This window comes from Saccharolobus shibatae B12, assembly GCF_019175345.1.
GTDB lineage: Archaea > Thermoproteota > Thermoprotei_A > Sulfolobales > Sulfolobaceae > Saccharolobus > Saccharolobus shibatae.
Genome location: NZ_CP077717.1, coordinates 1 through 20,455, shown reverse-complemented (window position 1 = coordinate 20,455; position 20,455 = coordinate 1). Strand labels below are relative to the sequence as shown.

General features: G+C 33.6%; 21 protein-coding genes and 1 tRNA gene. 10 read left to right on the top strand and 12 right to left on the bottom strand.

Going from position 1 to position 20,455, the window contains the following annotated elements; translation table 11 throughout:
- Together J5U23_RS00385 and J5U23_RS00380 are read left to right on the top strand one after the other, a co-directional pair.
- The gene (locus tag J5U23_RS00385; RefSeq protein WP_218258957.1) at positions 1–741 is read left to right on the top strand and encodes a phosphoribosyltransferase family protein; all 741 of its coding nucleotides are present in this window, start codon (positions 1–3) and stop codon (positions 739–741) included.
- Positions 738–1,280 carry an MBL fold metallo-hydrolase gene (locus tag J5U23_RS00380; protein WP_218266599.1) on the top strand — a complete coding sequence of 181 codons (543 nt, stop codon included), beginning with the start codon at positions 738–740 and terminating at the stop codon, positions 1,278–1,280. Before J5U23_RS00385 ends, J5U23_RS00380 begins: the two co-directional genes overlap by 4 nt.
- 221 nt (positions 1,281–1,501) lie before the next feature.
- Here the strand turns inward: J5U23_RS00380 and tes are convergent, their stop codons facing one another.
- From tes to purB, 4 genes are all read right to left on the bottom strand, one after another.
- Complete coding sequence (gene tes, locus J5U23_RS00375; protein WP_218266598.1) at positions 1,502–3,250, bottom strand: tetraether lipid synthase Tes; 1,749 nt, start codon at positions 3,248–3,250, stop codon at positions 1,502–1,504.
- Positions 3,251–3,311: 61 nt separating this feature from the next.
- Positions 3,312–4,262, bottom strand: a complete 951-nt coding sequence (locus J5U23_RS00370; protein WP_218266597.1) for a thiamine-phosphate kinase — start codon at positions 4,260–4,262, stop codon at positions 3,312–3,314.
- Positions 4,263–4,317: 55 nt separating this feature from the next.
- A tRNA-Thr gene (locus J5U23_RS00365) sits at positions 4,318–4,405 on the bottom strand.
- A 73-nt stretch (positions 4,406–4,478) separates the two neighbouring features.
- Positions 4,479–5,834: an adenylosuccinate lyase gene (gene purB, locus J5U23_RS00360; RefSeq protein WP_456153902.1), complete on the bottom strand. Its 1,356-nt coding sequence runs from the start codon at positions 5,832–5,834 to the stop codon at positions 4,479–4,481.
- Between the two features lie 55 nt (positions 5,835–5,889).
- On the opposite strand from purB, the gene J5U23_RS00355 reads away from it, so the two are divergent.
- The 5 genes from J5U23_RS00355 (at position 5,890) to J5U23_RS00335 (ending at position 11,504) form a co-directional block, all read left to right on the top strand.
- Complete coding sequence (locus J5U23_RS00355; RefSeq protein ID WP_240780690.1) at positions 5,890–6,903, top strand: formate--phosphoribosylaminoimidazolecarboxamide ligase; 1,014 nt, start codon at positions 5,890–5,892, stop codon at positions 6,901–6,903.
- A complete protein-coding gene (locus J5U23_RS00350; protein WP_218266594.1) occupies positions 6,904–7,953 on the top strand; it encodes a formate--phosphoribosylaminoimidazolecarboxamide ligase family protein in 1,050 nt (349 codons plus the stop codon).
- Positions 7,954–8,076: 123 nt separating this feature from the next.
- Positions 8,077–9,084, top strand: coding sequence for an adenylosuccinate synthetase (locus J5U23_RS00345; protein WP_218266593.1), 1,008 nt, complete (start codon positions 8,077–8,079; stop codon positions 9,082–9,084).
- Entirely contained in the window at positions 9,085–10,494 is a 1,410-nt protein-coding gene (locus J5U23_RS00340; protein ID WP_218266592.1) for an NAD(P)/FAD-dependent oxidoreductase, read from the top strand.
- A gap of 26 nt (positions 10,495–10,520) precedes the next feature.
- The gene (locus tag J5U23_RS00335) at positions 10,521–11,504 is read left to right on the top strand and encodes an Lrp/AsnC family transcriptional regulator (protein ID WP_218258949.1); all 984 of its coding nucleotides are present in this window, start codon (positions 10,521–10,523) and stop codon (positions 11,502–11,504) included.
- Here J5U23_RS00335 and J5U23_RS00330 read toward each other — a convergent pair.
- From J5U23_RS00330 to J5U23_RS00305, 6 genes are read right to left on the bottom strand one after another with little or no spacing between them, the layout of a single operon-like run.
- The gene (locus J5U23_RS00330; protein ID WP_218266591.1) at positions 11,481–12,290 is read right to left on the bottom strand and encodes a prephenate dehydratase; all 810 of its coding nucleotides are present in this window, start codon (positions 12,288–12,290) and stop codon (positions 11,481–11,483) included. The two genes, J5U23_RS00335 and J5U23_RS00330, sit on opposite strands and share 24 nt — an antisense overlap.
- A gap of 29 nt (positions 12,291–12,319) precedes the next feature.
- Entirely contained in the window at positions 12,320–13,537 is a 1,218-nt protein-coding gene (ilvA, locus tag J5U23_RS00325; protein WP_218266590.1) for a threonine ammonia-lyase, read from the bottom strand.
- Positions 13,538–13,560: 23 nt separating this feature from the next.
- On the bottom strand, positions 13,561–14,076 hold the full coding sequence (locus tag J5U23_RS00320; protein ID WP_218258946.1) for an HIT family protein: 516 nt from the start codon (positions 14,074–14,076) through the stop codon (positions 13,561–13,563).
- A 38-nt stretch (positions 14,077–14,114) separates the two neighbouring features.
- Complete coding sequence (gene radA / locus J5U23_RS00315; protein ID WP_218266589.1) at positions 14,115–15,089, bottom strand: DNA repair and recombination protein RadA; 975 nt, start codon at positions 15,087–15,089, stop codon at positions 14,115–14,117.
- 56 nt (positions 15,090–15,145) lie between these two features.
- Complete coding sequence (locus tag J5U23_RS00310) at positions 15,146–15,694, bottom strand: hypothetical protein (protein WP_218266588.1); 549 nt, start codon at positions 15,692–15,694, stop codon at positions 15,146–15,148.
- Entirely contained in the window at positions 15,673–16,692 is a 1,020-nt protein-coding gene (locus J5U23_RS00305; protein ID WP_218266587.1) for an RsmB/NOP family class I SAM-dependent RNA methyltransferase, read from the bottom strand. The genes J5U23_RS00310 and J5U23_RS00305 overlap by 22 nt, the downstream gene beginning before the upstream one ends.
- A gap of 9 nt (positions 16,693–16,701) precedes the next feature.
- Here J5U23_RS00305 and cyaB point away from each other — a divergent pair, with 9 nt between their 5' ends.
- The 3 genes from cyaB to J5U23_RS00290 are packed head-to-tail and all read left to right on the top strand — an operon-like array spanning position 16,702 to position 18,534.
- Positions 16,702–17,262 (top strand): class IV adenylate cyclase, encoded by a 561-nt coding sequence (cyaB, locus tag J5U23_RS00300; protein WP_218258943.1) that lies wholly within the window; start codon positions 16,702–16,704, stop codon positions 17,260–17,262.
- Positions 17,225–18,061 (top strand): SAM hydrolase/SAM-dependent halogenase family protein, encoded by an 837-nt coding sequence (locus tag J5U23_RS00295; protein ID WP_218258942.1) that lies wholly within the window; start codon positions 17,225–17,227, stop codon positions 18,059–18,061. The genes cyaB and J5U23_RS00295 overlap by 38 nt, the downstream gene beginning before the upstream one ends.
- Positions 18,016–18,534, top strand: coding sequence for a nicotinamide-nucleotide adenylyltransferase (locus J5U23_RS00290; protein WP_218267466.1), 519 nt, complete (start codon positions 18,016–18,018; stop codon positions 18,532–18,534). The genes J5U23_RS00295 and J5U23_RS00290 overlap by 46 nt, the downstream gene beginning before the upstream one ends.
- A 7-nt stretch (positions 18,535–18,541) precedes the next feature.
- On the opposite strand, the gene J5U23_RS00285 is transcribed toward J5U23_RS00290, so the two are convergent.
- Positions 18,542–19,081, bottom strand: a complete 540-nt coding sequence (locus J5U23_RS00285) for an endonuclease dU (protein WP_218258941.1) — start codon at positions 19,079–19,081, stop codon at positions 18,542–18,544.
- On the bottom strand, positions 19,062–20,255 hold the full coding sequence (locus tag J5U23_RS00280; RefSeq protein WP_218266586.1) for a Cdc6/Cdc18 family protein: 1,194 nt from the start codon (positions 20,253–20,255) through the stop codon (positions 19,062–19,064). The genes J5U23_RS00285 and J5U23_RS00280 overlap by 20 nt, the downstream gene beginning before the upstream one ends.
- Between the last annotated feature and the right edge of the window lie 200 nt (positions 20,256–20,455).

Genomic DNA, 20,455 nt, shown 5'->3' with positions numbered 1-20,455 from the left:
ATGGAGATTTTTATGATGCAGAATAGTCAAATAAAGGAAAAAGAATTACGGCTTAGGCTATTTAGTGTTGATATCTTAAAAGAATTGAAAAATATTTATACTTATAAAGAATTATCTAATTTCTTCAATATTCAAGAAAGTTTGATATGTAGATACGTTAATGGGAGAACAATACCAAGCGAGAGACAAGCTTTAGAAATCGTTACAAGGATAAAGAATAAGGAGTTTCTATATAATTTCTTTATAAGAAAAATAAGAGTTTATGAAGATGATTTCATAGATGTATCTAACCTACTATTTTATCCTAACTTGCTAAGAACATTTCTGGAATTATATTTAATTAAGTTAAATAAAGTTAATGATATAACAAAAGTAGTAGGTATTGCATCAAACGGAATCCCATTTGCTACAATAGTAGCTTCGATATTAGAAAAACCTCTCATAATATCGAAAAAACATAAGGACTCTACTCAGATACAATATATTGAGGAAAATATCAGAGAAAGCAATGGCGTAATTTCAACAATTTACTTAAGAGGAGATTACATTTCAAAAAAAGATAAAATACTTATAGTCGATGATGTAATTAGAAGTGGAAAAACACTGCTTTCACTTTATAATTTAATAGGTAAAGCAAATGCAAGTGTAGTAGGTGCTCTTATAATAGCAACTAATACTGATATTTGGAAGGATAAATTCGCAAACAAAGATATGAATCTTATGGTGCTTTTTAAAGTATGAGTATAGCTAAAATTCAAAGAAACGTTTACGCCATAGGTGGTAAATTAATAGATGATAATGATGCCAATGCGTATCTAGTTTATGACGATGAAAAAAAATATTATACGCTTATTGACACTACAACTGGTGCTAACATTCAATATGTAATAGAGAGTCTTTTAGAAATCTTAAAAGGAAAGGACAAACTAAAATACGTCATATTAACAAGCTGTAAATTCGAAAATAGTGGTGGATTATACTATATTTATAATTTATTTAAACCAATTACAATAGCCCATTTTCCAGACTCTATAATGATCAGAAAAGGTGAGTGCGAAAATAGAACATACACTCCATCCCCAATATCGTTAGAAATTAAGCAAAAACAGTATATTTTGGATAATTTTTTAATACTTCTAAGTAAAAATATCACTAATGGGAATATAATAGTAAAATATAATGATGTTTTGTTTTCTGGAAGTAATACAAAGATCACTCAATATACTAAACACATAAAATATATTTGCGATGTAAACAAATGTAGATCAGTGAGTGATTAGAATGGTCTTCGAGGAAAATTGTCAATCTTGCGGAAAAATAAAGGAAACAAAGTATTGTTCAATACTCAAAATTAATGTTTGTTATGAGTGCTGCACATTGTGTAAAAGACGAAGTGATTGCAATCTAAGAGTTTGGTTCAAAGATTTAATTCCAAATAAAAAACAGTTGTTTAGAAAACAAGAAAAAACTTCATTAGAAAAATATTTTTAATTAAATTAAGTTACATTTGTTGGAAGGATTTATAAGTATTCTTATAGATCTCGGAATTCTCTAAGGTTGAGGCCATACGTTTATACTTTATAGCATCACCTAATGAGTTCTCCCCATGCTCCTTAGTCCATTTATCAAGAGGTATTTGATATTCTCTCAGTACTTTATCTCTATACAAATCATTTAATACATTATAGGTACAGAATGGGATTACTCTACCATCTGGCACAACATAGTGAATATCACATCTCATCACTCTTTGTACATCGTAGTTATATAAGTCCATGAAGTGCATAGTTCCTAAGAATAATGTTCTGTAGTGCCACTCTCCAAGTGCTTCGTAGTTATGATGAATTATTATGTTATAGAGCATCTTATATACATCAAAGTCCTTAGGTCCTTGTTCTTTATCTATGAACTTCCTTATACTATACAATACTTTACTTGCAACCCATACTTTGTTAGCACCTTCCCTTAACTCTTCTTCTTTCTCTTTAAGATATTCTAGCAAACCTTCTAAGTCAATAAACTTCGAAATTGGTATGAAGTGAGGTTCATGGTTTCTCCATTCTACATATACGTACGTTCCAGCTCCACAAGAAGGATGATTAGCCATTTCGAATTGCTCCTTACCAGTTAATGCTTCAACTAGCCTTGAGAAGACAACAGAAGTACCTATCGGATACCAACTATCCTTAGTTATCTCACCATCAGTTTGTTCTTCTATATTCTTTATAACTTCGGGTATCGTGATTCTGAATTTAGCTCTCATATTCCTTTTCATCATTCCGGTTAAACTCACTGGCTGGAAGTTTACTGACCTAACAACATCCATATTGTATGCTGCGAACTTAACTATATTACCTAGATCATTATCATTAACTGTCTTAATTACAGTAGGAACTAATACAACACTTGTCATTCCCGCTCTTCTAAATACTTCTAACGTGTATGGAATTTCCCAATGATTCTTAGGATTAGTTTTTCTAGTAGTACCGTCAAAACTCATGTAAACAGTATTCACTCCAGCTTCTCTAAGAGCTCTAGCGTATTTAATCGCCTTATCGGGATCTTCTAAATACAGCTTGGCAAAAGTACCTCCCCAACTATTTAATTGAATATGTTTTACACCGTTCTCTCTAAGCATCTTTACTATTTCTATTATATCCTCCCTTAATGTAGGTTCTCCTCCAGTAACTTGGATAACCAGCGTAATATCTTGTTTCTTTAATTGCTCTACCATAAACTTGATTTGCTCTAACGTAGGTTCATAAACATATCCTGCCTTTTCAGCATAGAAGAAACAATACCAACAAGATAAGTCACATCTATTTGTTATTACTAAATTAACCAATGCTGAATGTTGATGATGCATCGGACATAATCCACAGTTATAAGGACAAGGAGATTTCAAGTCGACATAGGGAACTTTAGGTCCTTTTCCTTCATACTCCCAGTAGTCGAACTTATAGTATAAACTAGAATCTGCGTAATATAAGTCCTCAAATTCTCCATGTTCTGGGCATATTTTTCTTATGAACAATTTTCCTTCCTTTTCAAATATAGTAGCTGGCAAAAGCCTATAGCACGCTGGACACAGTGAATGAGTTACCCTAACTAACTTCTCATCTTTAGCTAATGTTGGTAAGGGTCCTCCTATCTTAATTTCTTTATCTCCAAATTTGACTACTCCTTCCTCGAAACTTGATGGTGCAGGCAAAAGTCTAGAATGCCTTTCAGTGTTTACTGTCTGAGCCATTGAAAGTATGATTGGCGATCTTTATATATAAAGATATTCTCTTTGACTTACGTACATTCAGTTAATACCAACCTATAAAATTATCCCATCCAGTATTTTTAATGACTGTATTTTTATATATGACTGCTTTCTTTTCATGGATAACTTGCCCGATAATTAACGGATTAAATGCTAGATATTGAAGTTCATTTAACATTTCCTTCACCAGCGAATTTTTGTCTATAATTAGCAAGGGTAAAAACTCCTCTCCGGCATACTTTAAAATATCGAGTTCAGTTAAATTTAAACGAAGCTTTAGCGTATTGAACACGTTTTTATCTATTGGAATTTCGGTAATATTTATCCCTAAATCGAAATTATCGATTATTTTGTATAAAGATACCATAAGACCATCACTAATATCCGTAGAATACTTAATGAACTTACAATATTTTTTCATAAAAAATAGTAAGGACTTTCTAACAATAGGATGTTTTACTTTAAGTAATGATTCTGGCAAGATCTGTATATTAAAATTGTTTATATAGGAAATAAAAACATTCGTGGTATAACCAATATAGTCGCCAACTACTAAAAGATCGCCATCATCAATATCCTTATTGCTAATATCACATAAAACTTCTCCTTCTACAAAAACATCAACCCAACCACTAGAATCAGAATCATTTAAATCCCCTCCTATATACCTTCCTCCATAATAATGGATAGAATCAGATATACCTTTAATAAGTTCTTCTGCTTTATTCACATCAAAATCTGGTGGTAAACCCAATGAAATTAAATAAAATTCCGGTTTGACTCCCTTCGCTATAATGTCACTAGTAGAGGCTGAAATCGCTTTCCATCCAATATCGTAGAGTGACATAAACGGAAAAGTATAGGATAGCTTAAATCCATCCACCTTATATCCTCTTTTTTCATGGATGAATACATCGTCTAATAGTCTAATATCCATGTAATTCTTAATATATCTCTTGATGAACTCGTGCTCGCCTATATCTTTTAGTCTCACAAAGTATTAGTTACTTATCAAAGTCTTATTTAATTTCTCAAAAATAATGCTTTAAAGCCGCCGGCGGGATTCGAACCCGCGACCGCCGGCTATCTCACTTTGGGTACGAGGCCGGCGCTCTAACCAAGCTGAGCTACGGCGGCATCATTTTACTATATATTTAGTGGATTATTTAAAGCTTAAAATATGAACTTTGCTTCATCTATCTTGAGCTTCTCATATTTCTGAACCTTTAATTATTCCTTTTGCATAGCCTATAGCTCTCTCTATTAACTTATCATAAGATCCTAGGTAGTTTTTAGGGTTAAGTACGTTCTCAAGTTCTTGCTTAGAGAAATAACTTAGAATCAAATTATCCTCTAGACAAACCTCTAATAACGTTTTTCCAGTTTGCCTTACTTTTGACGTTAGTTTGTTAACGTACTGATGAGCCTCGTGCCTTTTCATGCCTTTTAAGGTTAAGTTTATCATCAGACTTTCTGCCATTATTTGTCCTTTAGTGAAGTTCAAATTCTTTTCAATATTCTCGAAGTTAACTCTTAGATTCCTTAAAAGATTTGTCATACTATCCAATATTTCGTCGATAATTAGAAATTCATGTGATATTATTATCCTCTCTGACGAACTGTTAGTCAGATCTCTTTCGTGCCATAATGGAATATTTTCTAATGATGCTACAACAAGAGAGCGTAAAACTTTAGCTAAACCCCCAATCTTTTCTGACGTAACTGGATTTTCCTTCTGAGGCATAGTACTACTTCCTACACGACCTTCTACGCCTTCACTTATTTCATTTATTTCCGGTCTCATCAATTCTCTGACTTCTAATGCGAATCTATCACATTGAGATGCTAAAATTGCAAGATCAGAAGTTAATTCTGCAAACGCGTCTCGTGGAGCAACTTGAGTTGAAATCTCATGAGGTCTTAATTCTAAAAGTTTCATAACATTTTCTTCGATTTCTAACCCTATATTGCCCCAAGCAGCCATCGTGCCAACTGCACCTGCCATTTTGCCTTTTGCTATTCTTTTCTCAACCTCATTTAATCTCTCTAACGACCTAGAAAACTCATAGATGTAATTAGCAATTTTAAAGCCTAAGGTTATAGGTAATGCGTGCTGTCCATGAGTTCTCCCTACCATTACTAAATCTTTGTACTTAATTGCTAAACTAATCATTATTTCCAATATTTCAATTACTTTTCTCTTTACCAATCTTATTGCGTCTCTAAATATTAACGCATAAGCTGTATCTACAATATCATAACTTGTTGCTCCAAAATGGACGTATCTCCCTGAGTCTCCACTCCTTTCTGCCATTAGCACTACCATAGCCATTACGTCATGACCGATTTTTGATTCAAGTTCATCAACTTCTTCTGGTCTTATTGTTAATGAAGCTTTCTCAACTTTTTGGATGTCTTCCTCTTTTACTAAACCGTATTTGCTTAATGCTTTTAGTAACGCTATTTCTACTTGAATTCTCCTCTTCAAGATTTCTCCTCTACTGAAAAGCTTTCTCATCTCATTACTACCGTATCTCCATTCTAAAGGACATATACCATCTTCCATGGCTAATTGTAAAGTATGTTCAACATTTATTAACTTATACTGTAATCTCACAACAATGATAATTGCTACAATCGGTAGTCATTCTGCATTACAAATCTTGCATGGGGCTAAAAAGGAAGGATTTCAAACTATGATAATAACGGATAATAAAAGAGAAGGATTTTATAAAAATTTTAGTTTCATTGATAGTGTTTCTGCGTATACTAGTCTAGATGAAGCAGTATCTATGATTAATGAGATTAAGGATAATGGAATATTGATCCCACATGGAAGTTTAGTAGAATATTTAGGCAAGGAAAGAGTGGATAGAATTGAGACAAAAATTTTCGGGAATAGGAAAATATTCGAATGGGAGGCTAATCAGAAAAAGAAAATGGAACTACTTAAAAAGTCAAACATAAAGATTCCAGAGATCTTTGAAAGACCAGAGGATGTGGATAGATTAGTAATTGTAAAGCTTAATGGAGCTAAAGGGGGTAAGGGATACTTTTTAGCCAAGAACAAAAGTGAAGTGAAAGAGGGAATTCAAAAGCTCATTGAGAGTAAAATGATAAGAGATGAAGATGAAGTAATTATCCAAGAATATATTATAGGAGTTCCGATGTATTTTCAGTTTTTCTATAGTAATATTATAGATAGAACAGAAATCTTCGGAATAGATATAAGATATGAGACTAACATAGATGGGCTTAGAAGACTTACTTATGAGTACATGAAAGAACTTGACATAGACCCTACGTTTGTAGTTGTTGGTAATATTCCAGCTGTGGCCAGAGAAAGCCTACTACCAGTTGCTTTAGAATACGCCAATAACTTCGTTAGAACTACTAAGGAATTAGTATCTCCAGGAATGATAGGACCATTTTGTTTAGAGTCAATAGTGACTGATAATTCGGATATAGTGGTTTTCGAGTTCTCTGGAAGAATAGTTGCCGGAACTAACTTATACGTAAATGGAAGCCCATATAGTTGGCTTTACTGGGATGAGCCCATGAGTATGGGAAGAAGGATCGCAAGAGAAATCAGAGTTGCAAACGAAAAAGATAAGTTAAGTCTTGTGGTGAGTTAAATGAATGTTAAGATAGCTGCACTAGCTAGCCATTCTGCACTTGACGTTTTCGATGGAGCTAAAGATGAAGGTTTTCAAACAATAGGACTGTGTAAAAAAGGAAGAGAAAGACCTTATTTGGAATTTAAAGCAATCATGGATAAATGTATGATCATGGATGATTTTAAAGAAATAATCTCGGATAAGGTGCAAGATAGTTTACTCAGCGAAAATGCAATAATTGTTCCTAATAGGAGCTTAGCGGTTTATGTAGGTTATGATGGAATAGAAAACATGAAAACGAAAGTCTTTGGCAACAGATATATGTTACGATGGGAAGAAAGAGTAGGCGAAAAGAATTATTATAAAATACTAAATGAGGGGAAAATCTCTATACCCAAATTATTCAAACCAGAAGAGATCGATAGACCAGTAATAGTTAAACTACCTGAGGCTAAAAGGAAAGTTGAAAGAGGATTCTTTTTCGCTGTAAACAAGGAAGATTTTGAAGTTAAACTCAACGAATTATTGAGAAATAACGTAATAGATAATGAAGGTTTAAAAAATATGGTAATAGAGGAATTCGTGTTCGGGGCTCACTTTAATCTTAACTACTTCTACAGCCCAATATTTAATAGACTAGAACTAATAAGCGTGGATAGAAGAATTCAAAGTGATTGGGATAGCTTATATAGATTGCCTGCTGACATACAAATAAAATTAGGTAGGATACCAAGACTGATAGAGGTTGGCCATGAGCCAGTAACAATAAGAGAAAGTCTATTAGAAAAAGTCTTTGAGATAGGATATAGATTTGTAGAGGCCACACAAAAACTTGAACCCCCCGGAATAATTGGACCCTTTACTCTACAAGTTATGGTGACTCCAGATTTAGATCTTGTCGTATACGATGTCGCTCCAAGAATTGGGGGTGGTACGAATGCATATATGGGAATTGGGAGCCAATACTCTAAATTTTACTTCGGAAAGCCAATAAGTTTAGGGAGAAGAATAGCATTAGAGATAAAGCGCGCTATAATAAATAATCTTACTGAAAAAATACTAACTTAATATGTCATTATGATTTTGCGTTAATTAAAGAGATACTACGAAAGTGTCTAGATTTCTATAATGATAAATAACGCATAGATATGTTTAAATAAGATAAAGTAGAGGTATACAAAACGGTGTTTGATGCTAGAATTAATTGTTGGAGGATTTTTTGGTGATGAAGGAAAGGGAAAAGTAGCAGCTTATTTAGGTATTAAAGATAAACCAAAATTAAGTGTGAGAACAGGGTCTATTAATGCTGGTCATACCGTTACGTATTCAGGAAAGATATGGAAGCTAAGGATTATCCCATCTGCATTTGTAAATAAATCCACTGAATTAGCTCTAGCTCCCGGGGCACTTACGTCATTAGACGTCCTATTTAAAGAGATGAGGGAAACTGAAACTTATGATAGATTATATATTGATTCTCATGTTGGAATTATAACTGAAGATGAGGTAAGAGAGGAGAAAAACGATCCGTATCTTATGAATGTAATTGGGAGCACTGGCCAAGGCGTCGGATATGCGGAGAGTAAAAGAATATTAAGAAAATTAAAGTTAGCAAAGGATTATAAAGAACTTGAAAAGTTCGTCATAGATGTTCCTAATAAAATATTGGATTATTTAGAGAATGGTTACAATATTCTTATAGAAGGAACTCAAGGACATTATCTAAGTCTATACCACGGCGAATATCCATATGTAACTAGTAGAAATACTACAGCATCAGGAATATTAAGCGAGGCCGGAATAGGACCAAAATATGTGGATCACATAATAATTACCTTCAAGAGCTACGTTACCAGAGTAGGAAAAGGCCCACTGGAAGGTGAGTTAACAGAAGAAGAAGCAAAAAAACTTGGTTTGGCAGAATATGGTACAGTAACTGGGAGATTAAGGAGAGTTGCACCATTTAATACTAAACTTGCAAGAGAAGCCATTAGAATAAATTCAGCTACAATAGTCGCCATAACCAAATTAGACGCACTCTTTAAGGATGCATATAGAGCCAGAGAATATGAAAAACTACCCACTGAAGCCAAGAAATGGTTGGATGAACTAGAAGAAGAACTAAAAACACCTATTGGACTTATTGGCACTGGAGAAGATGCATACGACATGATAGATCTTAGAGAGGAGGTGAAGTAAATGAGCTTCTATGATGTTGTAATAATTGGAGGAGGTCCAGCTGGACTATTCGCTGCATATGAACTAGCGAGTTTGGCTAAAGACAATGTTTCCAACTATAAGATACTATTAGTCGATAAGGGAGCCAGAGCAAGTAAAAGAACTTGCCCACTTTTGTCCCCGAAGGAGAAATGCACATTTTGTGATCCATGCCATATTATGTATGGTTTTGGAGGAGCGGGAACGTTCAGTAGTGGAATAATAAACCTTAGGCCAGATATTGGAGGAGAATTGCATGAAATAACGAGAAGTTGGGATAAGGCACAAGAATTAATAAACTATGTTGATGATATTTTCGTAAAATTTGGAGCTCCAAAGGACAGGGTATTTGAACCAAATATGGAAAAAGTCAAAGAAATACAAAGAAGAGCTGCAAAGGTAGGTGCGGAGTTTGTTCCAATTAGACAAAGACATATGGGGACCGATAAAACACCATTAATAATAGACAGTATTGTAAACTACGTTGAGAAGAAGGGAATTAAAATTGGTGAACTAACGGAGGTCATAGATATAGAGAAGAAAGGTAATAAATTCTTACTTAAAACTTCAAGAGGTGAAATAGAGTCTAGAATAGTCCTTGCGGCTCCTGGTAGAGCAGGTGCTAAATGGTTCTATGAGCAAGCTAAAAAATTAGGAGTTGATACCATACCAGGGCCATTGGATATAGGAGTAAGAGTAGAAACTGAGTCTTTTGTATTTGATGAACTTACAGAAGCTGTATGGGATCCCAAGGTAATATTATACTCTAAGAGATACGATGATAAAGTAAGGACGTTCTGTGTTAATCCAAGAGGATATATTATGAAAGAGGTTTACGATGACGGGACTATTGGAGTTAATGGAGAAACTTATGTCGATAAAAAGAGCAATAATACTAATTTTGCATTCCTAACTACGATTAAACTTTCAGATCCACTTGAGGATACTATAGAATATGGCAAGAGCATAGCTAGATTAATGACTAGACTAGGTGGTGGGAAACCAATATTACAAAGGCTAATAGATTTTCAAAAAGGAAGAAGGAGCACGTGGGAGAGAATAAATAGGTCTACCGTAAAACCAACCTTAAGAGATGTGACACCTGGAGACATAAGTATGGGACTTCCTTACAGAGTAGTAGATAATTTAATAGATGGTTTAGAAAGGCTAGATAGTATAGCACCAGGTATATTCTCTTCAAATACGCTGCTATATGCACCAGAAATAAAATACTATAGCGTAAGAGCTGTAGTTGATAATAATATGGAAACTGTAGTTGATAATCTATTCGCAGCTGGTGATGGAACTGGACTTTCTAGAGGAATAAACGTAGCTGCCGCAACTGGTATATTAGCTGCAAGAGGAATTGCTATTAAGTTAGGGTTAGATTAATATATCACGTTAACGCCTTTTTAATTATGGATTTATCCGAAATTTCAGATATTGATAAGGAAATATTAATGAAACTAGAATACAACTTTCCCTTTGACCCTCAACCTTTCAAAATTATTAGTGAAGAGTTAAAAATTTCTGAGGAAGAATTATTAAATAGAATTAAAAAATTGTTAGAAGATGGTATAGTTAAAAGAATAGGAATGTATGTTAGTTTTAGAGCAAAAGGAATGGATGGAGCGTTAATTGCAGCACGTATACCTCAAGATAAGATAGAAAAGTTTAGAAAGATTGCGCTAGGAATTAAAGAACTAACACACAACTATGTTAGAGATCATCCAAAGTATAACATATGGTTTGTTTTAAAGGCAAGCGATAGAGATACGCTTAACAAGAATGTTAAAGAATTACTAAGCCAGGTGGATTGTAATGATTATGTCATATTATATTCTAAAAGAACATTGAAATTAAGTGTAAAATATGACGTCATAAGAGGTGTATCATGGAGTCCTAACAATACCATAAAAAGTCTTAATAAAGTTCCTACTGCGGAAGAACTAGGGATAGACAAACAGCTATTAACAGAGTTATCTTATCCATTAAAAATTTCACAAAGACCATTTAAAGAAATAGCGGAAAAACATAAAATGAAAGAAGATGAGCTAATCGAATTAGTTAGAGAATTATATGATAAAAATGTAATTAAAGATTATGGGGCAACCCTTAATGGAGAGAAAATAGGAATAGTTGAAAACGGGATGGTTCTGCTAGATACTAGTAATATAGAAAAATCTTGTGAAAAACTAGCTTTAAACATTCCAGAGGCTACACATGTAGTACTTAGAGAATCTAACGATGAAGACTGGAAATATTTGTGTTATAGTATGATACATGCAAGTAGGAAAGAAACTATAAGAAATGTAGCAAAAGAGATCTCGAAAGAAACGGATTCAAGAAGTTACATGATATTGTTCAGCCTAGAGAACCTAAAACCTGGGATCGTTATTTAGTTTAGAGAAAGCTCCTTTTATTTTTAACACAGATGTAGATTTAACAAGTTTTTGAATAAATTCATGATTTGAGATGTTACCTTCATACTCTAAATAAAAGTAGTATTGCCAAGGTATCGATTTCAGTGGCCTAGAATAGATCATCGAAATATTTATGTTGTACTCATAAAATACTTGCAGAACTTTATAAAGAGCACCAGGCTTATGAGGAACAGTAAATAATATCATGGACTTATTTCCATTGGAGCTCATTTCTTTAGATAAAACTATGAATCTAGTATAGTTATTATGTGAATTAATCGTAAAGAGAACTTTTAAATTGTAAAGCTTGGCCGCAAAAGTAGAGCAAATAGCTGCAGCCTCTGAATCTTGAGATACGATCTGTGCTGCTTTTGAAGTGCTTTCTACTGGTATGTATTCATTAAAGCCTAACTCCTTTAACTTTTCTCTAGCCTCATTAAAAGCATGGGGATGTGAGTATATTCTTTTGATCTGACTTAAATCATCACTTCTGGTTGCCAGAGCTAATTCTATCCTTTTCTCAATTTCACCTATGACATATATATTATCATAGTTGTAGAGATTATCAAGTGTTTCATTTACTGGTCCTTCTAGGCTATTTTCTATGGGAACTACACCTATGGAACCTTCTCTTTCATCGACTTTCTTAAATACTAAAGATATTGTTGATTCACTCTTCAAATTTCCTTTATTAAGCAGAGTGGCTGCTTCATGTGTAAAACTTCCCTCTGGACCTAAATAATAAATTCCATCCGCATCTACCACCTAAAATCTCTACATAAGAGACTTATAAACTATTCTACAATTTTAACATCTATACCTTCATTTGCCAGATTCGTCAAAAGTAAGCTAAGAGCTTCTGAAGATTGAAGCTCGAAAGTTATATATATTTTAGTATATCCCGGTAGTACATCGCTACTATGCCTATCATGAACTATATCAATTATATTACCTCGGATCTTAACCACATAACTTAATACTTTATTTAGTTGCCCTGGCTTATCTGGAACTATTACTCTTACTTTGACAACTCTTTTTTGTCTATATAAAAACTTCTCAGTGAGAGTAGACAATAAAGATAGGTCAATATTCCCTCCACTTACTAGTGAAATTACTTTTTTGTCTATTCCATTCACTTTAACCTTTCCTGAAATTAGTGACGCCAGTGCAGCAGCCCCTGCTCCTTCTGCTAATGTTTTACTTCTTTCCAGTAGTAAAACTATTGCTTCAGCTATTTCTTCATCATCTACTAATACTATATCATCTACTAACTCATTAATGATACCAAAGGTTAATTCAGAAGGAGACTTAACCAGTATGCCGTCAGCTATAGAATAGCCGGGCTCTATTTCTACAAGCCTTCCTAGATCCTTAGAAACCTTCATAGAAGGGGAAGAGGAAGACTGAACACCTATTATCTTGACATTTGGGAATCTATACTTTAAAGCTATACTTATACCAGAAATTAGTCCTCCACCTCCTATTGGAATAATCACGTAATCTGGTTCAATATCGTATAATTCTAATCCTATGGTACCCTGCCCCATTATCACGTCTAAATCGCCATAAGGATGAACAAATATTAAACCAGTTTTTTGAATCAATTCTTCAGCTTTCTTCATACTCTCATGCAAGTACTTACCATATAGTACCACATCTGCCCCATAGGATCTTGTAGCTAAATACTTAGAAGCTGGAGCTGTTTCTGGCATCACTATAGTTGATCTAATATTCAACGTTGAGGCAGCATATGCAACTCCTTGAGCGTGATTACCTGCTGAGACAGCAATAACGCCTTTCTTTCTTTCTTCCTCCTTCAGAGATAACAGTTTATTGAAGGCACCTCTAACTTTAAATGATCCCGTTTTCTGTAAGTTTTCTAATTTAAGATAAACTTTTGCGTTTGTAATCCTAGAAAATGTTGTGGAATAGTCTATTGGAGTAGTGTGTACATATTTTTCTATTTTCTCTTTTACTAGTCTAATTCTATCGAAATATTCTAAATAATTCATCCGTAAAACCCTGCCTTCATCAATTACTCAGATTTCGAGGGCTTCTTCATAATCTCATTAATTTTTGCATTTAATTTTTTAAACGTATCTCCAAGCGTCTCTGGCATAACCTTAGTGTTAAAAATAACTGGCATAAAATTGGAATCACCATTCCATCTTGGCACAATATGAACGTGAACGTGAGCTTCTATACCTGCTCCAGCTACTCTACCTATATTTACACCTATATTAAAACCGTCTGGGGTATAAATTTCTCTTATAGCCTTTATTGCAACACTAATTAAATTAAATATGTCTAATACCTCATCGTCACTTAAAAGTTCAATTGAAGGGACATGCTTGTAAGGGACAACCATTACATGAGCAGTATTATAAGGGAATGCATTAAGTATTATGAAAGCATATTTTCCCCTATATACTACGTAATTTTGCTCATCATTTTCTTCTTTTATTACTCTACAAAATAGACATTCATCTTGCTTTAGCTTGCTAGTTTCAGAAATATACTTAGCTCTCCATGGTGCCCATAAAATATCCATAAGTGAACTATACTTCAATGACACATAAAATATTAACTTTACTCTTCCGCGTCCCTTATTCCTTCTTCAGTTAATGCAAACACTACTTCTCCTTCTGGTAAATGTGGGGCATCAACAACTCTAGCTATTCTTCTATTTCCTCTACTCTTTTTAAGCTGAATTCTTATACCTGGTACGTGATAAAGAGTATGACCACCTACTGCTACGGTGGGATCTCCATAAAACATATCTGGCCTAGCCATTACTTGATTAGTTATAATCACTGCAATATCATAAACCTCTGCAAGTCTGGTTAATTGATGCAAGTGTTTGTTTAACTTCTGTTGCCTTACGGCTAAATTTTCTCTTCCAGGATATTCTGCCCTGAAATGTGAAGTTACAGAATCTACAACAATTAATTTAATTGAAGGATCTTTGCTAACTAACTCTTGTAAATCATCAACAATAGCTATTTGGTGATCTGTATTTATCGCTCTTATATAATATATGTTGTTCATGACATTATCGATATCTAATCCTAGAGCTTTAGCCATATTTTCAATTCTTTCCCACCTAAAAGTACCTTCTGTATCTATATAAACTGCTTTACCGGATAAGCCACCCTTCTCGGGTGGTAATTGTACATTAACACTTAGCTGGTGACATAGCTGAGTCTTACCAGACCCAAACTCACCGAAGAATTCCGTCATAGTCCTAGTTTCTATACCACCAGCTAAAAGACCGTCTAATGCTTGACTACCAGTAGATATTTTCTTAACATTCATTCGCTCCTTTTTAACCTCTAAAGCTGTCTTAAACCTTATATCTAATGCGTCTCTCGCTTCTTTAATTATCTTTTGCGCAGTAGATAACGGAATACCAGCTGCTACACTTAGATCTTGTGGAGATGCAACTGCTAAGGTTTCAAGAGAAGAGTAACCAGCTTCTATTAGCTTACTAATTACAGTCTGGCTAATTCCAGGCAAATCATTAATCGTTTTTATGCTCTTTTTCTGCTCAACTTCATTTGACATCTATTATCACCAGACACTTATACTAGACAAATACCTCTACTTTCTAATTTTTATATTTATCCACCGCGCCTTAAATACCATCCTATATCTTTAACTGGTATTACCCCGTACACTCTTCTCTTCCTATTTTCAACCTTTGCATACGCTATAAAATTGTTCATTTTATCTACAATTATCACATCGTTATAATTATACGCAGAACTAATATATATAGGCTTTTTATATATAATCTTATATATCAAATTGTAATCTGATATTACTAACTTATTCTCACATATTTCAGCTAAATACCTTCCGAAAGCCAAAGTAGGCAAGATCTCAGATTTATCATAAATAATTATTGGTGTACCAATGGAGTATGGATGAAAACCTTTACTCAATAGTCCACTTAGGAACTCCAGCAAACGGTCTTTATTTACATTATTATTAGCTAACATAAACAGTTGATTATATTTGCCTTTAAGCTCATAGAATGACTTGTTAGTTATAAATGTACTTAACTTATTTACACAACCATATCTTGAGAAAATAACCTCAAGTTTGGGTTTAACTTCATCTATTCCAACCTTACTAAAACTCATCTTTATTCCTTCTTTAAAAGGCATAGGAAAAACCCCTCAGTACCTTGTGTATGAGGGAAAAATCTTAAACAATTCTTCACATCGATATTAAATCTAGTATTATAGTATTCTACGTATCCGTTAGAAGCAGGATATCCTTCTACACTCATGGTTTTCATACCTAATTCTTCGATAGCGAAATTAACAATTAATTCATTCTCTTCTGGTGCAACACTACATGTTGAATAAACGATATAACCACCCTCTTTCAATAGCTCATATGCTATCTCGATTAGAGATAGCTGCGAATATGCAAAATCCCTTAAGTCATCAATTGTGGTTTTATATCGCCTAGTAGGATCCTTTTGTATTAGTCCTTCACCGCTACAAGGTGCGTCTAATAAGATTCTATCGAATTGAAATTTATTTATTTTTCTTAAATTTAATACATCGGTTTTGACTAGTACAACATTCTCTGCCCCTAACCTATTAACATTACTGAGAAGAGCTCTAATCCTACTACGTTTTTTCTCAACTGCTACTACCAAACCTTTATTCTGCATTATTTGAGATAATTGTGTAATTTTTCCACCAGGTGCTGCAGCCATATCCAAAACGAAATCATCTTGTGAAGGACTTAGGACATACGCGGGTACCATAGAAGCTAGCCCTTGAATATGATAATATCCCATGAGATACTCAAGTGTAGAACCTAGAGACGGCTTAGGCGGAGTTCTTTTAATTATATAACCATGCTGAAGCCATTTGACTTTTTCCAAAATGAATCCTTTCTCTGACATCATTTCTTCCAATTTTTTGCAGTCAGTTCTCAATGTATTACATCTAATACTCTTTTTTAATGGAAAACTACAAGAATTTAGATATTCTTCTAATTCTTCTTTACTACTAAACATATTCAAATATCGTTCTATCATATAATCTAAAAATCCATACTTAGAGGCTAATCTTTTAGCCTTATAACTAGGAGAAATATGAAACAAATTGGCATGTTCACTTAAATACCTCGCTATGCGATTTTCCATCAGAGAATAATGATCGAAAAAGAGGTTAAAATAGTAGTTGAGTATCCATCATTAGACGAGTTAAGAGAATCGTTGGAGAAAGAACTAAAATTATTGGATATAGAAAAACAAGAAGATATTTACTTTAATTATGTTTATCGAAATTTCAAAATAACTGATGAAGCAGTTAGAATAAGGGTTAACAATAAGGGAATAGAGCTTACGTATAAAGGGCCTAAATTACATTCCTCATTAAAGGCTCGAGAAGAAATATCTATAATTGTAAATGACCTTAATAAAACAATCGAACTTTTGAGGAAAATAGGGTTTTATCCCGTTATAACTATCAAAAAGAGTAGAATAAATTACTTAGATAAATCATTTATTATATCATTAGATTTAGTAGAGAACTTAGGTCAATTTATAGAAATAGAGGCCATTAGTGAAATTAGTGACCAAGAGATCCAGAACTATACTTCCAGCTTCATTAGAAAATATAAGATAAAAGGAAAGTTAACGACAAAATCTTATCTAGAGTTATTAATTGATAAATATGAAGCGAATCCCAAGTCAAATAGCAATACTTACTGACTTTGGGCTTAACGATAACTATAACGGGGTAATGGAGGCAGTAATAAGGAAAATAAACCCAGAGGCCAAAATCACCTATATAACTGGAAATAGCAAACCTTTTAACCTAATTGCTGGTGCGTATCTATTATATACCTCTTATAAATATTTTCCTAGAAATACGATATTTCTTGTAGTTATAGATCCAGGAGTGGGTACTAGTAGAAGGCCCTTAATAGTAAAAACAAAAAATTATGTATTTATAGGTCCAGATAATGGCGTACTATACCCAGCTATAACTTCTGAGGAAATAATAAAAATTGTAGAGATAAAAAACGAGAAGCTATATTTAGCTAAAACAATTTCGAATACTTTCCACGGTAGAGATATCTTCTCCGTAGCTGCTGCTCTTATCTCAATTGGAGTAGAACTTGATACATTCGGAAACCAAGTAAGATACGAAGATCTTACAAAATTAGATTTTACCTATAAATCGTTAAGGAATGAAATTTGCGGAAAGGTTCTATACGTAGACCATTTTGGAAATGTAGCAACTAGTATACCTAAAGAAGTTTTGTTAAACAACTTCAAATATGGTGAAAACGTAGAGATAAAAGTAAATAATTCCAGACATAAATGTAGATTCGTGAAAACATTCGGTTACGGAATGGAAAACGAGTTGTTGATTTACTTCAACGGTTATTTTCTGGTCGAGATAGGAATTAATAAAGGGAGTGCAAAAGATAAATTAAACGTTAGAGAAGGTGATGAGATCTGTCTAGAGGGTTATATCCAGGAAGATTTCAGCCATTCCATCTAGGTCATCTAAATGTAATTAAGTGGAGCTTAGAGAGAGTTGATGAGTTGATAATTTTAGTAGGTAGTTCACAAGAAAGTCACACTGTAACCAACCCCTTTACCGCAGGAGAGAGAGTAGAAATGATAAGAAATTCTCTTAAGTATAGCGGGATAGATTTGTCTAGAATATTTATAATACCGATGCCAGATATTTTAATGAACAACATTTGGGCACATTATGTGAGCACTTATACCCCTAAATTTGAAGTTGTATTCGCCAGAAATCCATTAGTAGTTAGAATATTCAAGGAAGCCGGATATAAAGTAGAGATTCCTCCAGCTTTTAATAGAGAAAAATATAACTCAACTTATATTAGACGTCTTATAATCCTAAACGATAATTGGAGTGAACTAGTTCCAGAACCTGTATATAAGTACATCCTAGATATCCATGGGGATCAAAGATTAAGAGAGATAGTAGGTACAGATAAGTAAAATTTTTTTATATTGTTTTCTTATAACGAGATAAAAATCTTCCCAAACTACTTGCGATTACATGTGCACTCTTCAACAACTCCGGTATTTTCGAATAAATTTGATATTTCTCTATAATCGATTTAGCGATACTTAATTCGACTGTAGAGTAAAGAAAGACATTTCCCCTCTTTGTGGGAATTTGTTTAAGATTATTTAAAACATAGAGTATTTCTCTTACTCTTTCCGTATCAGCCTGGAAGTGTTTCATAAGAGCACTTTTGATCAGATCTACCTTCGGCATCTTAGAATAAAAGAAAATCATGTTATCAGAATAAGGTACAATATAGTTGAAACCAGCAAATATTACACCATCTAAAATAACAATATCACCTTTTCTCAACTGCTTCAAAACATCAGTAGCGTCATTTCCATCAACAGTTATGAGACCCCAATCTAAATCAATCATGTCGTAATCGTAAAAAGTAACTACAACTAATGCAGTTTTACCTTTTCCTCCCTTATATGATAATGGAAAATAACCATCATCAACCCCAGAGATCAGCAAACCTACTATCACTTTCTATTAAAGATTTAACAATTATATTCTTATCAACAGCTAAACCTATCTCCTTAGTCTTACCATACCTACCACGATTAACAACCTTGGCTGTTAATATACCTACCATATCTAATTCATTTATAATATCACTAACTCTTCTTTGCGTAATAGGTTCCACACCTAACTTCTTACAAATATTCAGATAAGTCTCATATACAGCACCAGTAGTCAAAACTACGTTATCTTCTGAAGACATAGAAGCCACTGCGGTAAGAACTAGCTTAGAGTGAAAAGGAAGGGTTAGTATAATGTCCCTTACTCGATCCCTCTCTATTTCTTCCTTAGCTAGATGTACGTACTCCTCTTTAACCTTAGAATCCTTCAACCTCTCAGCTATTTCACCTGCAACTCTCAAAAGATCTAAAGCCCTACGTGCATCTCCATGCTCTCGTGCAGCTAATGCTGCACATAATCTAATTACATTATCCGGTAAAACTCCAAGCCTAAATGCCATTTGGGCCCGCTTTGTCAGAATATCCTCTAACTCTTCAGCGTTATAAGGGGGGAAAACTATCTCTTCTTCACTTAAACTACTTTTAACTCTAGGATCCAATAAATCTATAAACTTAACATCATTAGTTATTCCTATAAAAGAAACTTTACTCCTATTCACCTCACTATTGATCCTGCTTAACCTGTATAGAATATCGTCATTATACCTCTTAACAAAAGCGTCTATCTCATCCAAAACTATGACAACTTGTGAATCATACTCTCTTATAGCTTTTACTAAACGTCTATACAGCTCAGCTATGGACAACCCGGTAAAAGGAACCTTTACATCTAAGGATTCTAGTAAATCAGCCAATACTCTATATGGGGTATCTGTCTGTCTAGTGTTAATATAAATATACTTAAATTTTCCCAAAAATTTTTTATGAAATCTAGATAAAACAAACTTTACTACAGCCGTTTTTCCTGTTCCAGTCAATCCATATATAAAGATATTGTTGGGTTTCTCTTCCCTATATAGTGGAGCTAAAATGCTTGCAATTTTTCTTATCTGATCCTCCCTATGTGGTAACTCATCTGGAATATAATCAGGCATCAAATATTCTCTATTTACAAAGATAGTTGAAGTTCTAAATGAAGAAATAACTTCATCAATTATATCACTCATCTTTTTTACTATTTGAGCTAATACAGCTTTTAAGATATAAGCTATTTAACTGGGGAGTAAAAACCCCTCTATTTCCACTGGAAAATGTGAGTTGATTCATATACAAGGCATACCCCAGTATTTCATTTGGAGATTCTAGTGACATAAAATAAGCTTTAATTTTATTCTTATATAATTCTTTTGTATAATGGTTATCTAAT